This is a genomic window from Chryseobacterium carnipullorum (assembly GCF_003815695.1).
GTDB lineage: Bacteria > Bacteroidota > Bacteroidia > Flavobacteriales > Weeksellaceae > Chryseobacterium > Chryseobacterium carnipullorum.
Map to the genome: position 1 here is coordinate 464,105 of NZ_CP033920.1, position 19,695 is coordinate 483,799.

The 19,695-nt window shown below is 33.0% G+C and carries 19 protein-coding genes; 5 read left to right on the forward strand and 14 right to left on the reverse strand.

Annotated features, from left to right (window positions below):
- Positions 1 to 21 precede the first annotated feature (21 nt).
- The 13 genes from EG346_RS02195 to EG346_RS02255 all read right to left on the reverse strand — a co-directional run bounded on the left by EG346_RS02195 (position 22) and on the right by EG346_RS02255 (position 11,994).
- Positions 22 to 1,269 carry a TraJ family protein gene (locus EG346_RS02195; protein WP_123876862.1) on the reverse strand — a complete coding sequence of 416 codons (1,248 nt, stop codon included), beginning with the start codon at positions 1,267 to 1,269 and terminating at the stop codon, positions 22 to 24.
- Position 1,270: 1 nt separating this feature from the next.
- Entirely contained in the window at positions 1,271 to 2,101 is an 831-nt protein-coding gene (locus EG346_RS02200; RefSeq protein WP_123876863.1) for a hypothetical protein, read from the reverse strand.
- Between the two features lie 6 nt (positions 2,102 to 2,107).
- The gene (locus EG346_RS02205) at positions 2,108 to 2,773 is read right to left on the reverse strand and encodes a hypothetical protein (RefSeq protein ID WP_123876864.1); all 666 of its coding nucleotides are present in this window, start codon (positions 2,771 to 2,773) and stop codon (positions 2,108 to 2,110) included.
- A 2-nt stretch (positions 2,774 to 2,775) separates the two neighbouring features.
- On the reverse strand, positions 2,776 to 3,462 hold the full coding sequence (locus EG346_RS02210; protein WP_123876865.1) for a hypothetical protein: 687 nt from the start codon (positions 3,460 to 3,462) through the stop codon (positions 2,776 to 2,778).
- A gap of 9 nt (positions 3,463 to 3,471) precedes the next feature.
- Positions 3,472 to 4,125, reverse strand: coding sequence for a hypothetical protein (locus EG346_RS02215; protein ID WP_123876866.1), 654 nt, complete (start codon positions 4,123 to 4,125; stop codon positions 3,472 to 3,474).
- A complete protein-coding gene (locus EG346_RS02220; RefSeq protein ID WP_123876867.1) occupies positions 4,112 to 7,180 on the reverse strand; it encodes a TraG family conjugative transposon ATPase in 3,069 nt (1,022 codons plus the stop codon). The genes EG346_RS02215 and EG346_RS02220 overlap by 14 nt, the downstream gene beginning before the upstream one ends.
- Positions 7,181 to 7,184: 4 nt before the next feature.
- Positions 7,185 to 7,466 carry a DUF4133 domain-containing protein gene (locus tag EG346_RS02225; protein WP_123876868.1) on the reverse strand — a complete coding sequence of 94 codons (282 nt, stop codon included), beginning with the start codon at positions 7,464 to 7,466 and terminating at the stop codon, positions 7,185 to 7,187.
- Position 7,467: 1 nt separating this feature from the next.
- Entirely contained in the window at positions 7,468 to 7,788 is a 321-nt protein-coding gene (locus tag EG346_RS02230) for a DUF4134 domain-containing protein (protein ID WP_123876869.1), read from the reverse strand.
- 137 nt (positions 7,789 to 7,925) lie between these two features.
- Complete coding sequence (locus tag EG346_RS02235) at positions 7,926 to 8,519, reverse strand: hypothetical protein (protein WP_123876870.1); 594 nt, start codon at positions 8,517 to 8,519, stop codon at positions 7,926 to 7,928.
- Between the two features lie 22 nt (positions 8,520 to 8,541).
- Complete coding sequence (locus EG346_RS02240) at positions 8,542 to 9,249, reverse strand: ParA family protein (protein WP_123876871.1); 708 nt, start codon at positions 9,247 to 9,249, stop codon at positions 8,542 to 8,544.
- Positions 9,250 to 9,332: 83 nt separating this feature from the next.
- Positions 9,333 to 10,820, reverse strand: coding sequence for a relaxase/mobilization nuclease domain-containing protein (locus EG346_RS02245; protein ID WP_123876872.1), 1,488 nt, complete (start codon positions 10,818 to 10,820; stop codon positions 9,333 to 9,335).
- Positions 10,817 to 11,185: a hypothetical protein gene (locus EG346_RS02250; protein ID WP_181876106.1), complete on the reverse strand. Its 369-nt coding sequence runs from the start codon at positions 11,183 to 11,185 to the stop codon at positions 10,817 to 10,819. The genes EG346_RS02245 and EG346_RS02250 overlap by 4 nt, the downstream gene beginning before the upstream one ends.
- Entirely contained in the window at positions 11,182 to 11,994 is an 813-nt protein-coding gene (locus tag EG346_RS02255; RefSeq protein ID WP_123876873.1) for a phage tail-like protein, read from the reverse strand. Before EG346_RS02255 ends, EG346_RS02250 begins: the two co-directional genes overlap by 4 nt.
- A gap of 1,314 nt (positions 11,995 to 13,308) precedes the next feature.
- Here EG346_RS02255 and EG346_RS02260 point away from each other — a divergent pair.
- The 5 genes from EG346_RS02260 to EG346_RS02280 all read left to right on the forward strand — a co-directional run bounded on the left by EG346_RS02260 (position 13,309) and on the right by EG346_RS02280 (position 18,483).
- Complete coding sequence (locus tag EG346_RS02260) at positions 13,309 to 13,821, forward strand: hypothetical protein (protein ID WP_181876107.1); 513 nt, start codon at positions 13,309 to 13,311, stop codon at positions 13,819 to 13,821.
- Position 13,822: 1 nt separating this feature from the next.
- Entirely contained in the window at positions 13,823 to 14,626 is an 804-nt protein-coding gene (locus EG346_RS02265) for a tetratricopeptide repeat protein (protein ID WP_123876874.1), read from the forward strand.
- 268 nt (positions 14,627 to 14,894) lie between these two features.
- A complete protein-coding gene (locus EG346_RS02270) occupies positions 14,895 to 16,124 on the forward strand; it encodes a MutS-related protein (RefSeq protein WP_123876875.1) in 1,230 nt (409 codons plus the stop codon).
- 142 nt (positions 16,125 to 16,266) lie between these two features.
- A complete protein-coding gene (locus EG346_RS02275; RefSeq protein WP_123876876.1) occupies positions 16,267 to 17,754 on the forward strand; it encodes an MBL fold metallo-hydrolase in 1,488 nt (495 codons plus the stop codon).
- A gap of 9 nt (positions 17,755 to 17,763) precedes the next feature.
- Positions 17,764 to 18,483: a CPBP family glutamic-type intramembrane protease gene (locus EG346_RS02280; protein WP_123876877.1), complete on the forward strand. Its 720-nt coding sequence runs from the start codon at positions 17,764 to 17,766 to the stop codon at positions 18,481 to 18,483.
- On the opposite strand, the gene EG346_RS02285 is transcribed toward EG346_RS02280, so the two are convergent.
- Positions 18,475 to 19,692: an aldo/keto reductase gene (locus EG346_RS02285; RefSeq protein ID WP_123876878.1), complete on the reverse strand. Its 1,218-nt coding sequence runs from the start codon at positions 19,690 to 19,692 to the stop codon at positions 18,475 to 18,477. The genes EG346_RS02280 and EG346_RS02285 overlap by 9 nt on opposite strands.
- Positions 19,693 to 19,695: the final 3 nt, after the last annotated feature.

The following is a 19,695-nucleotide window of genomic DNA, read 5'->3' on the forward strand; positions in this document are numbered from 1 at the left end:
TGTTGTGGTATTTTTTTGAGATTATTTTCCGTTTTTCATCGCTTCCTGAACTCTTCCCGATGCTGAACCTGCTGCCGCACTTTTTGCTGTGGCTGCTGCTACAGAAGCACCTCCTGTTTTGGCAGCCAAGATTGCTGTTTTTGCACTACTCGCCATTTTTCCTGCTGCATTTTTCATTTTAGTCATTGCTCCTGCTCCTCCGGCTGAAACTATTGAATCTGCAATGGTTGGGGTCATCAGTACACCAATGCCTGTCACAACATAAGCAACACAGGTAAAAAGTTGGTTGTAGATCATACCGGAATTACTCACATAGACCATCAAAGCGTCTAAGTTGGTGATCGTTCCGTTTGATAATAAGGTGTCGTATCTTTCTATTTCCATCTCGTACCCGGAAGCGATGAGTTGCTGACCGATGTTGATAATGGTATAGGCAACAAAAGTGTACAGATTGATATTGATAAATTTGGATACCCAACTGTATAAAGAATTTTCAAATCCGGGAATAAGAGCCATTCCTACGGCTATGGGTCCTAAAATAATTAAAATGTAAGACCATATTTTTTGGATGAAGAAAATAAGATAAACACAAATCCGAAGGATGGAAAGGCAGACAAATTCTATGAGTTCTGCGGCTAATTTTTGCATCTGAAATTGCATTCTGATTTGCCATTCTTTAATGGGTTGAATTAATTTATCTAATCCCTCACTGATGTCAAACCACGAGTCATCGGCATCTTCAGTGGTATTCTCAATGACTTCCTGTTTGGCATCTTCTTCCGCTTTCAGTTTTATGACGGCATCAAGCAATTGTTGCTGCTTTTTAAATCTCTCGACCCGTAAATCATTGACTTCCGATTCTATTTCGCTGAAAATTGAAATTCCGGGTTCGGCAATTGCCTCAAATGGTGCTTGGATAAGGCTGACAAATCCACTCCAGTAAACAAGCGTAAATCCGATGAGAATGGGTTTCAGCATGGGGGTGATTTCCCATTCACGATCTCCGGCCGCCATTTGCCAACCCATATATCCGAGGTACATTAAAGCGCCTAAACCTCCAATTGCTTTTCCTACCAAAGCGGAACCGGCGGCACTATCTTGCACACTGTTGTCCAATTTGGTAAAAACCTCCATAAACCACTTCTCAAAGGCGCCATCTCCCTTTAAAAATTGGAGTAAATTACTGTAATCGCTATCTGTCTGGGCAAAACCCATTACAGGTAAAAGAATTGCTAATAAGCAAAAAGATAAAGTCAGTATTTTATTCATTTTAATATTTGTGTTTATAGTGTTGCATCATATTTTGAACAATTTGCTGGTCTGATGCGGGTGTCCACGCAGGTGGTAACGCATAATTTGAATGGTTTTTCAGAATATTCTTGTAGTCCAAAAGAAGTGTCGTCTTATTATTGTGCTTCTTTAATTCCTGAACAAATTTTCTCCATTTGATAAGGGTTTCGTGGTACATAATGAATCGTTTTCCTCTTGGCATATCCATACTTCTGGACATTACGTACTTTTCTTTGATGAGATCCAATTCCTCCTGAAGCCGTCTTATGGTGCCCGTGGTGCTCAATGTTTCAAATGTTTGCTGGTCTTTCAACCTCCATTCTAAAAAATTTTGAGGGGTATCGGGAAATTCGGTAATGGGTTTTAGCATTCTTTTGTAATACAATAACCAAAGAGGATCTGCATCAACGGTGGCGGAAGTCCAATGGGCAAAATCCTGAACGCTTCTTTTATGAATAGTGTCGGATGCTGCTTTTATTTTTTTTGCTTCTTCCTCCTGAAACTTTAACTGGGCAAATCTTTGATTTTGAACTCCAGTAGGTTTTAATGGTCTAATGTCTTCGCCATCTTTATAATCCCTGTTGATTTTTGGAGCCCAAATTCCCCAGACTGTAGCGTAGGCAAAATTGGTTTGAATTCCTAAGAAGTATTTTGGATAAGGTCTCCAATCTCCCCAATCTTGAAAGACCATTCTTTTATGCTGCGCAACAATTGACGGGTCATTTAATCTCTTTACACTCAATTGTCCAAACAATGAGACTGCAATCAAGAGGAACTGAAATAGGCTGATTTTTTTTAGTAGATTTTTCATGATTTTTTAATTAAAGATGTGGTTGTATTTAGTGATGATGTCGCCAACAATAGCTTTGTCGATATTGATGTAATTGCGAAGCACCAGAACCTGATACAGGTAAGGGATCTTCTTGGCATTCTCTAATCGTAGATTGATGTACAGAATATTTCCATTAATATTTCTTACCCGGGTAAAGATCTTCTCAATCAGCATCTCCCTATCCATTGCATCCATCAGAAAGTCTTTGTCTTCATTGAGAATATCCCCGGTAACTTCCTGCTGAAGCTTCAAAGTCTGTTTTCCAATTTCTATGTAATATTTTGAAATGAGTACGGAATATTCAGGATGCTGTGCGGATAAATCCAGCATTTTATTGGAGTTGCTCACTATTTTACCCAAATATTGATACAGGTAGATGAGTTTTTTGCTCTGGGTAAGCGCTGAATTAACATTTTTCAATTGTTGATAGATGTACTCCTGAATCGCAATGATTTGCGTTATTTTATTGTTGATATCATCATACAATTCTTTTTGTTTTTCATAGGAATCCAGAAAAGTCTGCTCGCTTCCCAATCGGACGCCGTGGTTTACGGTGATTTGTGACAGGAGTTTATCATTGATAACGAGTTGCTGGCTATTAACCGTGATTCCTGAAAACGCTAATATTCCAAAGGTTACTATTTTCTTCATTTTTAAAAGGATTTGATGTTATCCATAATGCTTTCAACTACTTGCTTATCTCTGTTGACATAATATTGAAAGGCTCTTTTGTTACGGTTTACTTTGGCTTTTATATCTCTAATTTTCAAAAGCATATGCGTAGAATTTCTGCTTATTGCCTTTACTTCGCCTAAAGCATAGTCTAATAATACTTTACGTTCTGATTTCTCCATTTGATTGATGGCTCCGTAAGAAATCACAATCCCCATCACTAACCGTGTTACCATTTGTAAGTCATCAACAAACTGAACCTGAGAAGGCAAAACGGCTATAATTGAATAAGGAGCATCATTTATTTCATTGATAATAGCGGTTTGATTGTTTGTTATTTTCGTTATTTCCCTGCTCATTGCAATTCCTGTCGGTATGGCTTGAATAGCAAATGAAACAATCCGAAGCCTGTCTTGTATCTTGGTAATTTTGTCTTTGAAACTGTTCCACTGGGTTCTATTGGCGGTTTCTACGGTGGCATTAGCAGTTTGTTTTTGTCGCATTTCTTTTTGCCGATCGTGTTCTTTCATTGTGGCATTGATTTCTATATCCATCATCGGAAATGATACATTTTCCTGTTGCCAAGCCGGTGTAGAACCGCCACCGGAAGATGTCAACACAAAATAAACTACAGGAATAAGCAAACTGACAACAATTTTCTTTTTCATCTTTTGGTCTTAAAAATTCCGTTTGTATCTGTTCATTATATTTTCAACAATCCCTTTATCGGTATTAATGTATCCTGCAAACGGATTTATTGAATTCCAAAATCCTAGTCGGTTGGCTTTTTCCAGTCTTAATTTAATCGCCAAAAGCCATAGTTTCAGATTTTTGACATTACCGGAAATATTATGCAGGATTTTATATCGGTCTCCTGCGGTAGCCAGATTGAGTTCTCCGGATGCGAGAATATCAGAAACATCGGTCACTATCTTGAGACTTTGCTCATACGTTTTTTGTGAAGCTTTAACTCCAAAAATGGCATACTCCGGATGTTCTGATGCTAATTGCACAATTTGTGATGAATAATTGTAGCATTTATTGAGTTCAGAGTAAATTTCTTGTGCCTGGATTCCGTTTTGTAGTGTACCTGAAACCTCTTTTAAGCCTTTCAAAATTTTATTCTGAATGCCATTGGCTGCAACCATCTGTGTTCCGACCCAGGTTTGCGCATCTTTTAATTTTGAAGTTTCTTCAATGACTTCATTCTGTTTGGCTTTTAGATTTTCAGAATAGAGAATCATCGCTGCCGTTACCGTTGGGTCTATGTAGGTGTTTTGAGCATACAGTAAACTTCCAAATCCTAAAAATAGAATGCTAAACTTTTTCATATTGCTGTTTGTTTATTAATTCTGAAAAACTGATATTACGGTCTTCTAATTGCTGTGAGATGATTTTAAAAACATTCTTCCCTTTGTGCTGTTTTTTCATTATTTTGTAAAAAGAATTTATTTTATCATCTAAAGGATTTTGATATAGATTCACGAGTGACACAAGGTTTTCAAGACTGTCTCCGAAGATTTTTAAATCGTCAACTATTCTGCGTAATGCTTCATCGTAGTCCCCATATTGATGTACATAATATTCAACGGCTGATTTTTCCGGCTTTTCCGTGGTATAAGTCAAATATTGTTCAAGGGAAACCTCATTTCCATACACTTCGCCTTTTGAGCCTCGTTTCAGGTAAAATTCTTTAAATCGGCTTCTCCCGAATTTGTTATTCAGATTATTGATGGTGAAAATCTTGTTCTGTTCAACCTTATTTAGGGATAATAAAGCCGCTATGCGGTCAAAGTTGTCTTTGAATTTCGTTTGGTCAAGCAAAATGAACGTATCCGAATTATTGATGATGGAATCTTTTACCACCGCATTTCCAATAATGTCATCCAATTCCTGCGTTACCACTACGGCTTCTCCCCAAAATTTCCTTACCGTTTTGTATAAATAAAGGATATATCCTCCCATCAATTTACTCGCAATTGCCTTCCACGCTTCCTCAATTATTAAGGCTTTTCTCCGGTCTTTTCTTAACCTCATTTTCTGAATGAATGTGTCCATAATAATGAGCGTTACAATCGGAAACAGCTTCGGGTTGTCCTTTACATTATCAATTTCAAAAACGATGAATGGTTCATCGAACAGCGTATTATCGGCACTTTCATTTAGAGTCGTTCCGTACCTGCCGCCTTTGTAAAAATCTTTCAGTACAAACAAAAAGGTGCGCAGATTAAATTCCTTTTCTATGATATGGTGTTTCTTATTATTTAAGTAAATAGGAAGAAATTGATCACAGTAATCATAAAATCCATTAAAGGAAAGCTCTGTTATAATCAGCTTTTCCTCTAATTCTTTGATTTTTCTGATAATGGCTTTTCTAAAAGATTCGTTCCATTCTTCAGATGATCTGGGTTGCTTGATGATGTCATTCGACTTGATTAAAATTAATTGGGTCTCATTGTATATTTTCCTTCTTTCTTCATCGTTCAGCGTGTCGTAAGCTTCATACACTTTATAAAAATTTTCACTTTCATATTCCGGATTATTGATGTTCTTATCGGGGTGATAAAATTTCAACAATTTTCTTCCGGCTTCTTTTATTTCATCGGAACTGGCATCGAAATTAATTCCTAAAATATCATAATAAGTATGCTGCCCTTTGGCTTCATTTTCATATTCTGTGAATAGATCATCTTCGTGAATGTTGTACTTACTCAGATATAAAATGAGTTCTTCAGAAGTTTTATTATCATACCACGGCGTTCCAGAGTTGAAATACCCGTGATAATAGGACATCAATACATTATCTAAAATGGATTTTTGTGCGGATGACATCGAAGAATCGGGACCTTGCCAGATCAGGAATATCAAATTGGTTAAAAATTCAATTTTCTCGATATTAAATTCCTTTTTATCCATCAAAAAAGGATTCATCGTAATCGGTTTTTCTTCTGTGTATTGGATGTATCTTCCGCCCTTATATTTACAGGTTCCCGAATAGGAATCTCCTGTATCAACAATAACCACATCATAGTTATACGTAAGATACTGTTCGATGATATTATTCATTAAAAAACTCTTGCCTGATCCACTAGGTCCTAATACAAACTTGTTCCTGTTGTTTATTCTTCCTGTTTTCATCGGTAAATCCGAAGGATCTACTTTTAGTGGAACGCCTTGTCTGTCTGTAAATCTCAGGTAGAAATTGGATTCTTCATTGACGGGGTAACTTTCTTTAAAAAAAAAACACAAGGCCGCTTCGCTTGTCGTCATAAATAAATCGTACTCCCTGAGTTCAGTTCCGTTGCCGGGAATCGCTGACCGAAAGAGTTCCAACTGGTTGTAGGCATTTTTAGAAACAATGATTCCTTTCGTAAATAGCTTGTTTTCTATCATCGACTGAATGTTTTCCATTTTCTCCAGAGTTTCTGCGGAAAAAAGGATTGAAAAATGGGCATTGACAACAAGCTGTCCATCAATGGCTATATTATGAAGTAGCGTCTGAATTTCTTCTGCGATAATCGCATTTGACGGAGAGTTATTGGCTGCTCCTTCGTGTTTTTTCTTTTTCTTATCGAGTTCCCTTTGTTGTTGTGCTTGTGGCGGAATGGTAATAATCTGATTATAAACAATCGTTTCGTAGTCTTCCAGTTCATTGATAAAACTAAAATTATCCACTGCCGTTTCAGCTGCGGCACCGTTTCCTCCAAGAATAGAGTAAGGTTCAATTTCTGAGGGTAAATCAATGTTTTCTACATCAACGTATGAAATGTTTTTTATAAACCTATTTCCTATTTGTAAAAATTCGTTGGTGCTTTTTAAATTATCAAATGTTGGAGATTCGGAAAACTGCATTGACAAAACTCCTGAAATATAGTATTCAAAATCTTTCTCGAATAAAAACTGAGGTTCACAATCACTCTGTTTCAAAAGCATCAATACTTTTTGGCATTTGTCTCTAAGTTCTTTATAGCTTTTTTCTGAAAATTGATAGTGTTTGTTTTTCTTTTTCAGCTTGTCATCAATAATATCCGTAAAGAAAAGCACGGTTTCAATGGTTTTGAAAAGCCTTCCATCAAAATGTTCGGAATATTTTTGTTGTAGAAATTGGTTGGATTGCTCTGCTGTATATTTTTTCTTAGAAAAAATATCTAATTTTTGAACAATTCTCCCTTCTCCAATGATCGATACCACCTGATTTAAGACCGTGTGAAAATTGAGATAAGTATCCGGATCTGCGGAATATTGTTCTACAATATTTTTTATCTTGATTCCAATGATAGGGTTTCCGTATTGTCCGAAAAGAACATCAAAATCCCAACCCGAATCTTTTGCATAATCATATCCGATAAATGGAATGCTAAATGCTTGTTTTTTTGTCTGTGCCATTTTGCTAAAATCTTTTGTTGTTCAACCTTTTAGGGAAGATTAAAATCTGATTGAAATTTTTGGTTTTGTCATACAAACCATATTTGTCCTGTCTTTTGAAGATGAAATAAACACCTCCCGCAGTGACTGCAAGACCAAGTAATGAACCCAGTAATCCGAATTTGGATAATACCAATGCTGAGATTACTCCTCCTCCGATAACACCTACCGCATAAAAGATGTATTTCCCCTTGAGTCCGAAGAATACAAGAGGCTTTTTCAGCCCCTTGTAGAGATAGAATCCCATATTAGGCAAAGAATGCTGTTACGAATTCCGGAACTACAATTAAGAAAATCATCGCTCCTCCATAACCGAGAATTTCTTTGTTGACATCCTGGTCGCCATTCGTCCATTTGTTGTACACCCTAAGGCCTCCAATGAAACCGACTAGTCCACCAACGGCTTTTAAAATCAGCTTTACGGGATCCCAATAATCTCTGATATCACTTGCTGCATTCGAGATAGCGGTTGCTCCTCCTTGAGCAAATGCGGGGGTTATCGCCATAATGACCAAGGCTAGGGTTAAAACTTTTTTCGTGGTCACGTTTTTTGTGAAAAAATTTTTCATCTTAATTCAAAAATTTTATAAAGGGTTAATAATAAAGTGTGTGTGTTAAATTTTGGGCATAGAAGTCCCGGACAACGGATTGAAATCCGTTGTTAAGTCCTATAATCAATACGTTAGCTATTGATTAAGTTGGCTAATTACATCGTGGATTGATAAACTTTATATCCATTGTAGTTTGCAACCAGTTGAACCAATGTTTCAGAAAGATTGAGCATCGTCTTCCATTCTTTTATCCTTGAAGCTTCCTGATCTGCCTTGACTGTAATTGGGCTATGCTGAATGCCTTCGCCAGGTTTTTGGCTTTCCTTTTCGGTCGATATTTTTTCGCTCTGGTTAAGATACTCTTCGCTTGATTCAGCTTTTTCAGGATGTGATTGGTTTTCAGTTTCTGTAAAATCCATTTTTGATGGATTGTCCAACTCATCCAAATCTTGTTCAGATTCAAATTGTTCCCTCAAATACTCCAGATCCTGTCTTTCGTCTTTTGTTTCAGCGGAATCGGAATGGATTTGATTTTTACTAAAGGATTTTGGAGTGTTGATGTTTTCTACATCTTCAATCCCAATAATTGCCGTAAGTTCTTCGTACTGCCCGGAAATTTCGGATAAAGAAAATTCCTCCGTCTCCTCTTTATAGACCCCCTTTTCTTTTTTGAGAAACAGATCATATAAAATATTACCCGCATAATATATCAGGTAAACAGCCAGAATAGTAAGTGAAATTTTTATCATTTTTTATTGATTTAGTTGTCAGTCAATCGTTGTCGTTTGTTGGTATTGAGTCTTTGATTTTTTCCTTCTTTTTAATCACTTGTATTTTGATTTTTGAGGTTTTATTGATATATTTTATAAGTTCATCGAATGTATGTTCTACTGCATATTTTTGCTTGCCTATCAGGCTTCTGGTGTTAATAGTTTGCAGGCAGTTTCTTTTGAATACCGGACTTGGCAGCAGCATTCCATATTTTGCGAGCTCAATGTCCATTGCTTCCTGATTCAGATACTTGTAACCTTTATCATATTTGGAACGGATAAATATTCTTTCGGCCTCACTTTCCAGTAGTCCCAGCATATTGATGAAGACCAAAGTCGATTTTACAGAAACATCGGAATATTCAAAAGGGATCACGATAAAATCACTGTAAATCAGCAAATCGCTGTATTTTGCATCGAGTGTTCCCGCCAAATCAAATAGGTTAATTTCATCGCTTTCTTTCAAATTAATGAGGGTCTCAAAGTCTGAAAAAGGCTGTTCATTATCTTCGTCGATAATTTCTACATCATACAATTTTGGAACATCCAGTACTTCATCTTCTTTCCATTTGTAGTAGAATGATTTCTGATAATCAAAATCAAAAACATTGATTTTCCTTCCTGATATGGAGGAAATGTAATTGGCAAAAGCAATGGCCAACGTTGTTTTTCCGGTTCCTCCTTTTTGGGTGGCAAAAGTGATAATCATAGGTTTGGTTGTTTTTTGTCTGTTGGTGGTTGTCGGACTTAAAGATTTATTTTGATTTTTCTATCAATCGACAACCGTAAACTTTATCTCCTTTTTTTTCGTCGCTTTTTGAGTTCATTTTCAGCCGGGTCTTTTGCAGTTCCGGAACTTTTCATCAATTCAAATAACATTTCATTTACCGCTTTAGTTAATTCTGTTTTTTCTTTACTTTCATTATTTTCTGCTCGGATTTCACTCGCTTGAATTGGGTTCAGAAATTTTTGATATTCCTTTTCTCCAATTAATGATTGAAGCTCTCCTATGTAATGGAATCGTGTATGAACCGCATATGTTTTTCCATCTTCACCCTTGGTTATTGAAATATTTTTATCATTATTTCGGTTTGCATTTCTGATGAAATCCTTGACTTCAATCTGAACTTTTCGGTAGGTTTCCAAATCTTTTTTGCCCCGGTTTTCGAACAGCATAAAATCCTTAATCTCTAATTCCGGATATTTTTTATTTAAAAAATTCAGTAATATTTTTTTTGATTCCTCATTCGGAATGTTATAATCTTTCAGGATTTCAAAAGTCTTCTTATCCAGTGTGTCAGAAGTGAAGTCAAATACTTCGTTCATTTTTAGCAGATCACTTCCCTTATAGACTTTCTGTGTTTTATAGTCTATCGCAGTGTAACCGAAAGGCTTATTACCTTCTTTATGATGAAACACGATATCTATCCCGAAAACATCTCTCAACTTTTTTTGAAGTTCACTTTCAAAATCGATTTTCACTTTTGAAGGACTTTCTCCGTCTTTAGTCTTCTTTTTTGGGAGCATTGAATCTTTTAGCCGGTTATCTTCCACTTTGAAAACCTTGTTGGAATACAATTCTTTGTATTTGCTTAATATGGCTTTGATCTGCTTTGCCCTTTTATCATTTTTACTGTTATCAAAAACAATCTGATTTCCTGAAAGTGTTTGCTGTATTACTCCGTTTTTTAAAATGTTAAAAGAATTTATATCATCTGTGTTTTTGCCTATCTTATAACCATTTCTGTTGAGTAAAGTTTCTAACTGACTAATTGAACCGATTTTGTAACCAAATAATTTGTTTAATTCCTCTTCAGGTTTTTGTCCGTACAATTTATCCATTGTAACGCTTAAAGCTTTTTGGGCTTTAAGCCTTTCATAACTGTCATTGATCTTTTTCCCTGTCTGCTTATCGACTCTTGTAGTAACTATATGAGCGTGATTATTATCGGTGTCACTATGAAAAACTACAATAAAAGGCTGCGCTCCATATTTCATTTCATCCATAAAATTCTCAGCGATCTTAGTCAGCTCATCTTTCGAATGTCCTTGAAATTTCGTAGAGATCATCGCATGAAATTGAGGCTTTAATACTTTCTTGTTCCCAATCGAAATAGCTCTCAAATAGTTTCTTACTTCTTCCTTGCTGCTTGATTCGTTAATGAAGGAAGGAAAATTTTTTATCAGCATTAATTCTCCGGTTCCTTTGTCAATTTTCTTATCGTTATAATGAACTCCTGGAAAACTGGGACCTGCCGGATCCATGATCTTAACAATCATCTTGATAGCTCTGCATAGATTTTTATAAAGATTTCATTCTGTTCTTTTTTCAGAATTATGATCTCTGATAACTTATCCGAAAAATTTCTGAGTTCATTTTCGCTGATAAATTTTTGACCATTTGCTATTTTTGCAACCTGATTGATATTATTTTCAATCTTTCCGAAGATGTTATCCTGCTTTTCTATGAACGCTAATACTTTTCTTCTCTCGTTGTCCATAAACCTATTTTCAACAGAATTAACAATTAGACTTGTTAAAGAGATTTTTTTTTCTGAACAGGCTTTTTTCCACTTTTCTTTTTGGATGATGGAAATCCTTATTTTAATGTAATGTTTCTTCTTAATATCCGTCTTATTTATCATTCAATTACATTCAGATAATTAATCGGAAAAGTGGTCATGCCCTTTATGGTACCGGTAAATTTTTCGATTTGATTTTTCCAAAGAAGTAGATTGAAATCAACGTTCGTTAATGAAATAATGCCCTGCTCTACTCCTGAACTAATTCCATTTGAGTTCCCACTTACTAAAATGTTGTTCAGTGACCCCACACTGCCATCCGACATAAAACCTAAATCCCGTAATGGTTTTGAAAGATTCAGTATTACGTAGTTTGAAGTGATAGGTGTTGAACAAATTATACTGACATCTAAATAGCCAATTGTTCCTATTCGCCTCGCATCGATTTGCCCGGTTATTCCTAGACCTGATGTTCCTAATCTATATATCTTTGTAGATAATGTATGCTGACGAGGATTTGTAGGAAAAGGAAGGTATGTGTTCCACGAGGATTGTTCAGAAATAGTATTTGCAGAAAGTGTTTCGTCCAATACGATAAGAGCATCGTAATAAGTAGGCTCCTTAAACATCTGATTCCAAAACATACCATTGAAATAGTAGTACCCTTCTTCAACAATATGAATGACTTGACCCAAAAGATTTGATGCAGGTTGAGTCACGTAAACAATGGCACCTTTTTGCAATACTGAATAAGTTTTATTTGCAAGTTGATCACCTGTAATTCTTGGGGGAATTATGCCATCAAAGTGATTGGGCAGATCTGGTTTGCCGACAATATCCAAAGTTGCTGAGGGTGTCTGCGTATTAACTCCAACCTGAGCTTTAACGACAATTGTAAAAACAAATATTAAAATGTTAAATGATTTTTTCATTTTTTGATAAAATTTCTACGGCAAAGTTGTATCATAAAAACCTCTAAAACAATAGTTTTGATGGGAGTTGGGCTAATTAAGAATACTCTGGATGAGTCTAGAATCTATAAAGATTAAAAAAGAATAAATTGGATTAGTTTGGAATCTTAACTTAAATCTCACCTAACATAAAAAAACAAGTTCCGCCGTTTTTTCTCCTTTTTGCAGAAAAGGCAAGATCGTCTTTGTACTCGGAAATTTGCCAAAATTTGTGGGTACAAAGACACATCTTGCCAATAAAGTCCGTTAATTTTTTTGGAGGTCTGAAAAGAAGCTTAAAAAATACAATACGCTAGTAATCAGTTTTTATTGTATCTACTAATAATTATTGCCTATGAAATAAAAATAGATTGTGAGTTTTCGAAGGAAAAAACTCAAACCTAGATTGATTTTTTACAGGTTAAGACAATGACCTGTCACTTTTTTATACAGGTACGGAATAACCTGTATTTAATTTATACAGGTTTGATAATAACCTGTAACTATTTTTTAGATTTAATAATTGCTATGGAAAAATAATAGGCTGTATTTATTTTATACAGGTTTAGATGTGACCTGTATGTAATTTATGCAGGTTTGATAATGACCTGTAAATTTTTTTAAGTAAGTAGGATATTCATCTCCTAATTCAGTAGATAATTTCATTAATCGGAAATTTTTATGTAAATTATATAATCCAATAATTTAACACGAAACTTTATAAGATCAAAAATATCTCTAGTCGATACATAATAGAATGTGATAACATACAGGTGGTAAATATCACATAGCAGTCCAAATTTGCATCTGAATTTCTTTGACATGCCGAGAGAGCGAGAGAGCCTTATGTGCTATGCTGTACCTCTCAAACAGCTACAGAAGATCGACAGGCTTTAAATCAAGACGATGCTTCATCAAATATTTCATTTTCCTTTTTTGTTATCTTTATTTTCTTTCCATTTTGCAGGATTTACCTAAAATTAGGTGATACTTATTCATACCTAAAAATTATTTTTTCTTCTATGATATTGTTTTAGTTTCTTTTTTATTAGATTAGCAGATAAACTAAATGAAGGGACGAAAAAAAAATCAATATTATTTTATTTTTAATGTATTTTATTTTGCGATTGTCACAGGAAGCCAATTTTAAAGATCTTTACAGTAAAAAGGAATATGGCAAAGAAAAATTCCCCAGCTTACAGAAGAAGGTCAGATGTATGAAAATGCAGTATAGATTTACGATAGAAAAACTGACCGACTGATCGAAGATTTTATTAAAACACTTGAATCTCACTAATGAAAACAAAAACATTTCTGTTTGTTATTCTGATATTCCCAGCCCTGTTTAGTTGTCAGGCTGAAAAAATAAATACTGAATATCCCCCCAATATTGGGGATATAGAGTTTAACCCTGATACTGACAAAAAAGATTTCCACCTTTGTTTTAGAAACTACATCATTCAGTATTTTAACTATACAAATGGTTTACAGTATAATGGTGAAAAGGCAGAGATTGAAAAGATATTTTTCAATCAATATCAAAATCAGAATATCCCTGGCGAAACTGGACTAGTAAGAATACGCTTTGTTGTCAATTGTAAAGGAGAAACCGACCGTTTCAGAATGATGGGAATGGATTGGAATTATAATTCCAAAACTTTTAGCAGCAAGGTAACAGGTCAATTGATGCAGATCTCTAAAAACCTGAATGGATGGATTCCCAGAAAATTCAAGGGGCGTGATGTGGATTATTACCAATATCTGATCTTTAAGATCGAAAACGGAAACTTACTTGAGATAATGCCTTAATATGAAATATACTCTTCTCGTTATAACTGCCTTACTTTTCTCAAAACTGAATGCACAGCCAAACTGTAAAGCCTTCAAATATTATGGGGATACGCTTCAGTATAAAGCCTGCGAAATGGTTAAAGGTATTGATGAAAAATATTATCAGTTCAGCCGTGAATTTCAGCAGGCTTATGATAAGGCTATTGAAGTCTGTCCTTATTTTGCTTATGCATACAAGGAAAAATCTGTAGCCTATTTAAAAAGTGGGGATTTTCTCAACTGGAAGATTCTAATGGACAAAGCTGTTAACTATAATAAAGTAGATAACCTCGGCTACCGGGGATGGTGCAGGTATCAGTTCTTTAAGGATTACAAAGGGGCTATTGCCGATTTTCAGGAGTTGGAAACATTGGTAAAGGATATCGGGTATTCCGTCAACGGGGATTATCATCTGCAAATAGCAAAAGCGATCTGTTACAGTGCCTTGGGGGAAAAGGATCGAGCCATTGAGATTATCAACCGTCAGCTCTCCCAGAAAGATTATCCTCCGGGTTGGTTTGACTATTACCAGTTAGGAGTTACCTATTTTGAGCTAAAGGATTATTACCATTCAATGGCAGCATTTCAAAAGCAAGCTGAGATACACCCTCTTGCCGAAAACCTCTACTATATCTCTAAAATCTACAAGGTACAGGATAATATACAACAGGCTGAAAAAAGTAGAAAACAGGCAATAGAATTATATAAACAGGGAAAATCTATGATAGACCCGTATACTCATCATTTCAATAAGATATATCTCTCGGAAATTGAAAAGGAATAAGTCTTTTTCGGATCTTTATATTGAATTAAGACCTGAAAAGTTTTATGCAAGAAGTTTATATTGATAAAATTTATAGCAAAGAGTCAGCAACAAACGATTCCTAGACCTAATTAACAGAGGAGCCTTTATAAAAAAACGTTTGGTTCAGCCGATGAGATTAGAAAATAGATGACTATAAAAAGGCAAAAAATATAATTTTAGGATTTTTTTAAAACATGTTTAAGATTTAATTACCTAGTTTTACATATAAATTCAACATAAATGAATCATGGAAAATATTGCTGAAATAATAAACCATTTTAATTTCACTCAGACAAGAAAATCTAAGCAATATTTAATTTCATTTTTCAATCAAAAATCTTATAACAAAAAACAGACAATATATGTTCAACAAAAACTGAAACTATTTCTGGATAATTTTCAAATTATTAATAGTTATGAAATCAAGGAAAATAGAGTTTCAGCAATTCAAAAATTTTTGGATGAAATAGATGTCACCCAATATAGTTACTTTACTAGCATTAAATACCGTGAATATTTTAAAGAAATAAATACTAATATTTCGTTGTTAATAGACTTCTTTTATCATTTCGGATTGTTACTGAGAAATTTCCAAAAGAAAGAAACTTGCCTAGAATATTCTTATGAAATTGAAAAAATGATTGTGTTCATCGACTCACTGTCCATCAATGAGTTTTATAGCACAGAACTTAATTTTAAACAAAGAAAGAACATCTTAGTCAAAATTGCACCCGAAATTGATAGGGGAAATTTTGACTTATTCTGGGATTTTTTTTACATGTTTGATGTGTATTCCAGTATTGCGAAGGGAATTAAGTTGAACAATTTGGTATTTCCTCAGTTTAATTCTGAAAATACTTTTACAATTGAAAATTTCTACCATTTAGACCTTACCAATGCTGTTAATAATACATTAGATGTAAAGAATAAAGCTATTATTGTTTTTACTGGAGCTAATATGTCCGGGAAATCTACTACAATGAAGTCGATTAGTATTATTGTTCTACTTGCTCACCTGGGAATTGCTGTTCCTGCCGAATACTGTAATATCCCTTTTTATGACAGTATTTTCCTGTATTTTTCAATTAATGATAACCTCAAAGAAGGTTATAGTCATTTTGCTCAGGAAATCATAAATGTAAAAAGTGTTTTATTAGAATTAAAATCTAAAAACTGTTTCGTTGTTTTTGATGAGATTTTTAGCGGTACAAATATCAATGATGCTGCGCAGATTACTGTAAATACAATAAATGGCTTATCAAAATTTAAAAACTCCCTCTTTATTTTTTCCACACATTTAAATCTTATCGAAGATCATTTAACTGAAAATGAGAATGCCTTATTACTTCACTTAGAATGTTTTTTAGATAGTAATAAATTGTTATTTACTTATAAATTAAAAGAAGGGTGGTCAAGACTTGAAATAGGGAAACTATTATTTGACCAATATGGATTAAATGAACTTCTAAATGCATAATAAATTTATTCTTTAATTATCTTCTACAATTTCAGAAAATAGGAGAAAGTTGCGTTGGAAAATTTTACTTATAATTGTATATTAAATTTTTAAATAAATTTGATATATATTCTTTTAGAAAAACTTAATTCAACTAAAACAAATGATGAATCCTATTAAAGCATTGAAATTTAATATATTTTGGAGAAAAAGCGCTTGGATACTATTCCTATTACTATCAATCTATTTTAATGCTCAAAAAACCGATTACCTGATGAATTGTTGGACAAAACAAGTAAGTCCTTTAGAAAACAATATTTTAAATATTAACTATTCAGAAAGTTATAATGCATTAGAGCATGATTTTAATCCTTGGGACCAGACAAATTATAACATACAAGGAAAAGTGTGGATTGGCCAGGATACATATAATAAGATTGACAAATATTCTAAAGATAATAAAGACTACAATTCAGGTATTCAATTGAGTAAAGATAAATTATTGTTTATGAATTATGGTGAAAACAAATTATCTTCTGTTACCAAGGAAGATATGTATGAGCAATACTATCTTTCTGCTAAATATTCACCAATCTTTTTGCTAAATTACTTTAAAGAACTAAAAGTAAAAATTGATAAAAAAAATGCAAATAAAGAATTTGCTGTATATAAGGCGGTAATTAACAAAAATATTGTAAAGTTATTTATTAATAAAAAAGACTACCTGCTTAACAAAGTAACAGTTGTTGGAGATGATGAATTGTTTGGAGATGTATTGTCTGTATTTAATTATAAAGATTATGTTGACGATAAAATATATTATCCCAAAAACATTTCTATTGAAAAAATAAACGGAAAATTACTAGACGAAGTTAGAATTTCAAAATTATCAATAGATGCAAAAGTTCCTAATTTATTGCCATCTCCAGAAAATTTCACTTTCAAAGAGGATGGCAAATTAAAAGCTGAAACAAAATTAGAAAAGTATAATGAGAATATTTATTTTTTAGAATTAAAGCATACGGATGACAGGGTATTAGTAGTAGAGTTTAAAGATTTTATGCTTGTAGCGGAAGCTCCAATTAGTTCAGAAAATGGAGAAATTATTATTAATGAAGTCAAAAAAATAGCTCCCAATAAACCAATAAAATATTTTGCTTTTGGTCATTTCCATCCTCATTATATTGGAGGAATAAGATCATTTGTGCATAAAGAAGCTAACATTATTTATAACCAGTTCAACAAAGAATATATAGATTATATTGTAAACGCCCCTCGTACTATTAATCCCGATCGTTTACAAATTGAACCAAAAAAAATAAAGGCTATAGAGCTAAAAAATAAGTTAGAAATTTCAGACGGAAATTACAAAATGGAAATTTATTATATCGGAAAAAAGTCTGATCATACAGTTGATTATCAAGTTTATTATTTTCCAAAGGAAAAACTTTTATTTCAGGACGACCTTGTATGGATTAGTAAAAATGGACAACTGGAGAAAGCAGGAACAAGGCAAGAAGGTTTATATAAAGCAATAAAAGATTTTAATCTTGATGTAAAAACGGTTGTTCAATCTTGGCCAGTTTCAGACTACGGAGTAAAAACTATAATTCCATTTGATGAACTTGAAAAAACAGTAAATATCAAATAGAATTCCTACATGCCTAATGCTGAAACATCGGTTTTTATTGAGCTTTTAAAATTTATATATAAGCCTAACAAAGATAAAGAAGAGAACAGTTCTATGTATAGAAATATGTATAGAACTCTTCTTTTGTTTATTGTCAGTTTTCCAATTACGCTAATACTTACAATAATCATTACTTACATAACCAATAAACCATCAAAGGCGCATGAAAGTATAGATGACTATAATTTTACTCTTTTTCTATTAGCATGTTTATTTATCCCGTTAATAGAAGAAATTGCTTTTAGGTTACCCCTACGTTATTCTAAGATCAATTTATCCTTATCTATTAGTGTATTGTCTTTTTATACAATTAATTATTTCTTTACCTTAAAAGATCACTTTGATATAGAAAACTTTTTTTTTCTTAGAATTGCTGCTTCAATCTTAGTTGGAATTACCTGTTATTTACTTTGTGTGAAATACTCTAATAGTTTAGTAAAATTATATAGAAATAATTTTAATGTAATTTTTTATTTTTTTTCAGTTTTATTCGCATTAATGCATATTTCAAATTATGAATTTACTTTAGATACTTTATTATTAGCTCCCATAATTACACTCCCTAAACTAATATCTTCATTTGTCGGAGGATTTGTAAGGGTTAAATATGGATTTTTATATTGTTTATTACTCCATTCATTTCATAATATGATCCCTTTTCTCATTATTTCAACAAAAATATTACAGTAAATTTTTTATGCTATCCACATACTTCTTTTCTCTTAATCCCATTAAAACTGAATTTATTCCAGAATTCCCAAGATATAATCCTGCTAAATATGAAGAAAAATTGCCCTTATAATTTTTATCTATTATTCCCTGGTTACCAAGAGTGTCTTTCAAATCATTCAATCTTTCCTGATTATCATATAGAGAAAAAACATGCCAGTAATTTTTAAGATTATTTACAATATTAAGTATACTTTCATCCACTAAATTAATTGCTGATAAAAAAGGATATAAATAATCATTGATAGCCAAATTAATTGTTGATATATCTGGCATATTTTTTCTGTTTTCTACAAAGAATTGTATTGGATAATATTCTTCTATTTTAGGATCTTCACCCATTTTAGATAAGGAATTTTGTATTTTTTGTAATAATTCATTGAATAATAACTCTTCTTCATATTCAAGGGGTTTTACATCATTTATATCAGTATCCGCCAATCTTAATAATTTACCATTTAACATTGTATTAAGCGGACGATTTGTGAAAATATAAAAGCCCATGTTTTTTAACTCACTAATAGTAATATTATTTTTATTGTCAAAAAAAAACGAGGTGTTTCTTTCAACTATGTTATAAGGGAATTGAAGAAACTTAAAATTTGGAAAATCAGCTATACTATTTATTATTGCTTTTAAAGGAATTTTTGAAAAATCATTTGAACTTATACCATAGTACCTTAATTTACCTTCATTTATTTTCTCTTCTAATAATTTAAAAGAATTAAAAATTATCCTTTCCAATTCTTCAGTAGAAAAATTCTTCTCACAATAATATTCAGGGTTATGTAGTAAATAACAATCAATATAATTTGTATTTAATCTTTTTAAAGACTTTTCTAATTGAAAGGAGATAAAGTCTGGAGAATTAGAAAACAAAGTATTTTCGTCTAGTGCTATTAAATTAGGATCTTTTTGATTGAATTCCGCAATTTCTTCTTTATTTGAATATCCTGTTTTAGACACAATAAAAATAGAGCTTCTTGTTTCTGGATCAGTACTCTGCCCTATTAGTAATTCAGATTTTCCATATCCATACCCTACAGCAGTATCAATTAAATTTATTCCCGAATCAATGGCATACTTTATTACTTCTATATATCTTTCGTTATCACTAGACATTCTATAAGTTCCAAGACCTATTTTAGATATTTCTTCTATTTGTATCATCTA

What these genes read in the sequence shown, in the direction of transcription:
- EG346_RS02285 (WP_123876878.1), bottom strand. Translation starts at nt 19,692, where the DNA reads ATGATACAAATAGAAGAAATATCTAAAATAGGTCTTGGAACTTATAGA.
- EG346_RS02255 (WP_123876873.1), bottom strand. Translation starts at nt 11,994, where the DNA reads ATGAAAAAATCATTTAACATTTTAATATTTGTTTTTACAATTGTCGTT.
- EG346_RS02215 (WP_123876866.1), bottom strand. Translation starts at nt 4,125, where the DNA reads ATGAAAAAGTTTAGCATTCTATTTTTAGGATTTGGAAGTTTACTGTAT.
- EG346_RS02275 (WP_123876876.1), top strand. Translation starts at nt 16,267, where the DNA reads ATGATGAATCCTATTAAAGCATTGAAATTTAATATATTTTGGAGAAAA.
- EG346_RS02240 (WP_123876871.1), bottom strand. Translation starts at nt 9,249, where the DNA reads ATGATTATCACTTTTGCCACCCAAAAAGGAGGAACCGGAAAAACAACG.
- EG346_RS02280 (WP_123876877.1), top strand. Translation starts at nt 17,764, where the DNA reads ATGCCTAATGCTGAAACATCGGTTTTTATTGAGCTTTTAAAATTTATA.
- EG346_RS02250 (WP_181876106.1), bottom strand. Translation starts at nt 11,185, where the DNA reads ATGATAAATAAGACGGATATTAAGAAGAAACATTACATTAAAATAAGG.
- EG346_RS02210 (WP_123876865.1), bottom strand. Translation starts at nt 3,462, where the DNA reads ATGAAAAAGAAAATTGTTGTCAGTTTGCTTATTCCTGTAGTTTATTTT.
- EG346_RS02195 (WP_123876862.1), bottom strand. Translation starts at nt 1,269, where the DNA reads ATGAATAAAATACTGACTTTATCTTTTTGCTTATTAGCAATTCTTTTA.
- EG346_RS02270 (WP_123876875.1), top strand. Translation starts at nt 14,895, where the DNA reads ATGGAAAATATTGCTGAAATAATAAACCATTTTAATTTCACTCAGACA.
- EG346_RS02260 (WP_181876107.1), top strand. Translation starts at nt 13,309, where the DNA reads ATGAAAACAAAAACATTTCTGTTTGTTATTCTGATATTCCCAGCCCTG.
- EG346_RS02245 (WP_123876872.1), bottom strand. Translation starts at nt 10,820, where the DNA reads ATGATTGTTAAGATCATGGATCCGGCAGGTCCCAGTTTTCCAGGAGTT.
- EG346_RS02230 (WP_123876869.1), bottom strand. Translation starts at nt 7,788, where the DNA reads ATGAAAAATTTTTTCACAAAAAACGTGACCACGAAAAAAGTTTTAACC.
- EG346_RS02225 (WP_123876868.1), bottom strand. Translation starts at nt 7,466, where the DNA reads ATGGGATTCTATCTCTACAAGGGGCTGAAAAAGCCTCTTGTATTCTTC.
- EG346_RS02220 (WP_123876867.1), bottom strand. Translation starts at nt 7,180, where the DNA reads ATGGCACAGACAAAAAAACAAGCATTTAGCATTCCATTTATCGGATAT.
- EG346_RS02265 (WP_123876874.1), top strand. Translation starts at nt 13,823, where the DNA reads ATGAAATATACTCTTCTCGTTATAACTGCCTTACTTTTCTCAAAACTG.
- EG346_RS02200 (WP_123876863.1), bottom strand. Translation starts at nt 2,101, where the DNA reads ATGAAAAATCTACTAAAAAAAATCAGCCTATTTCAGTTCCTCTTGATT.
- EG346_RS02235 (WP_123876870.1), bottom strand. Translation starts at nt 8,519, where the DNA reads ATGATAAAAATTTCACTTACTATTCTGGCTGTTTACCTGATATATTAT.
- EG346_RS02205 (WP_123876864.1), bottom strand. Translation starts at nt 2,773, where the DNA reads ATGAAGAAAATAGTAACCTTTGGAATATTAGCGTTTTCAGGAATCACG.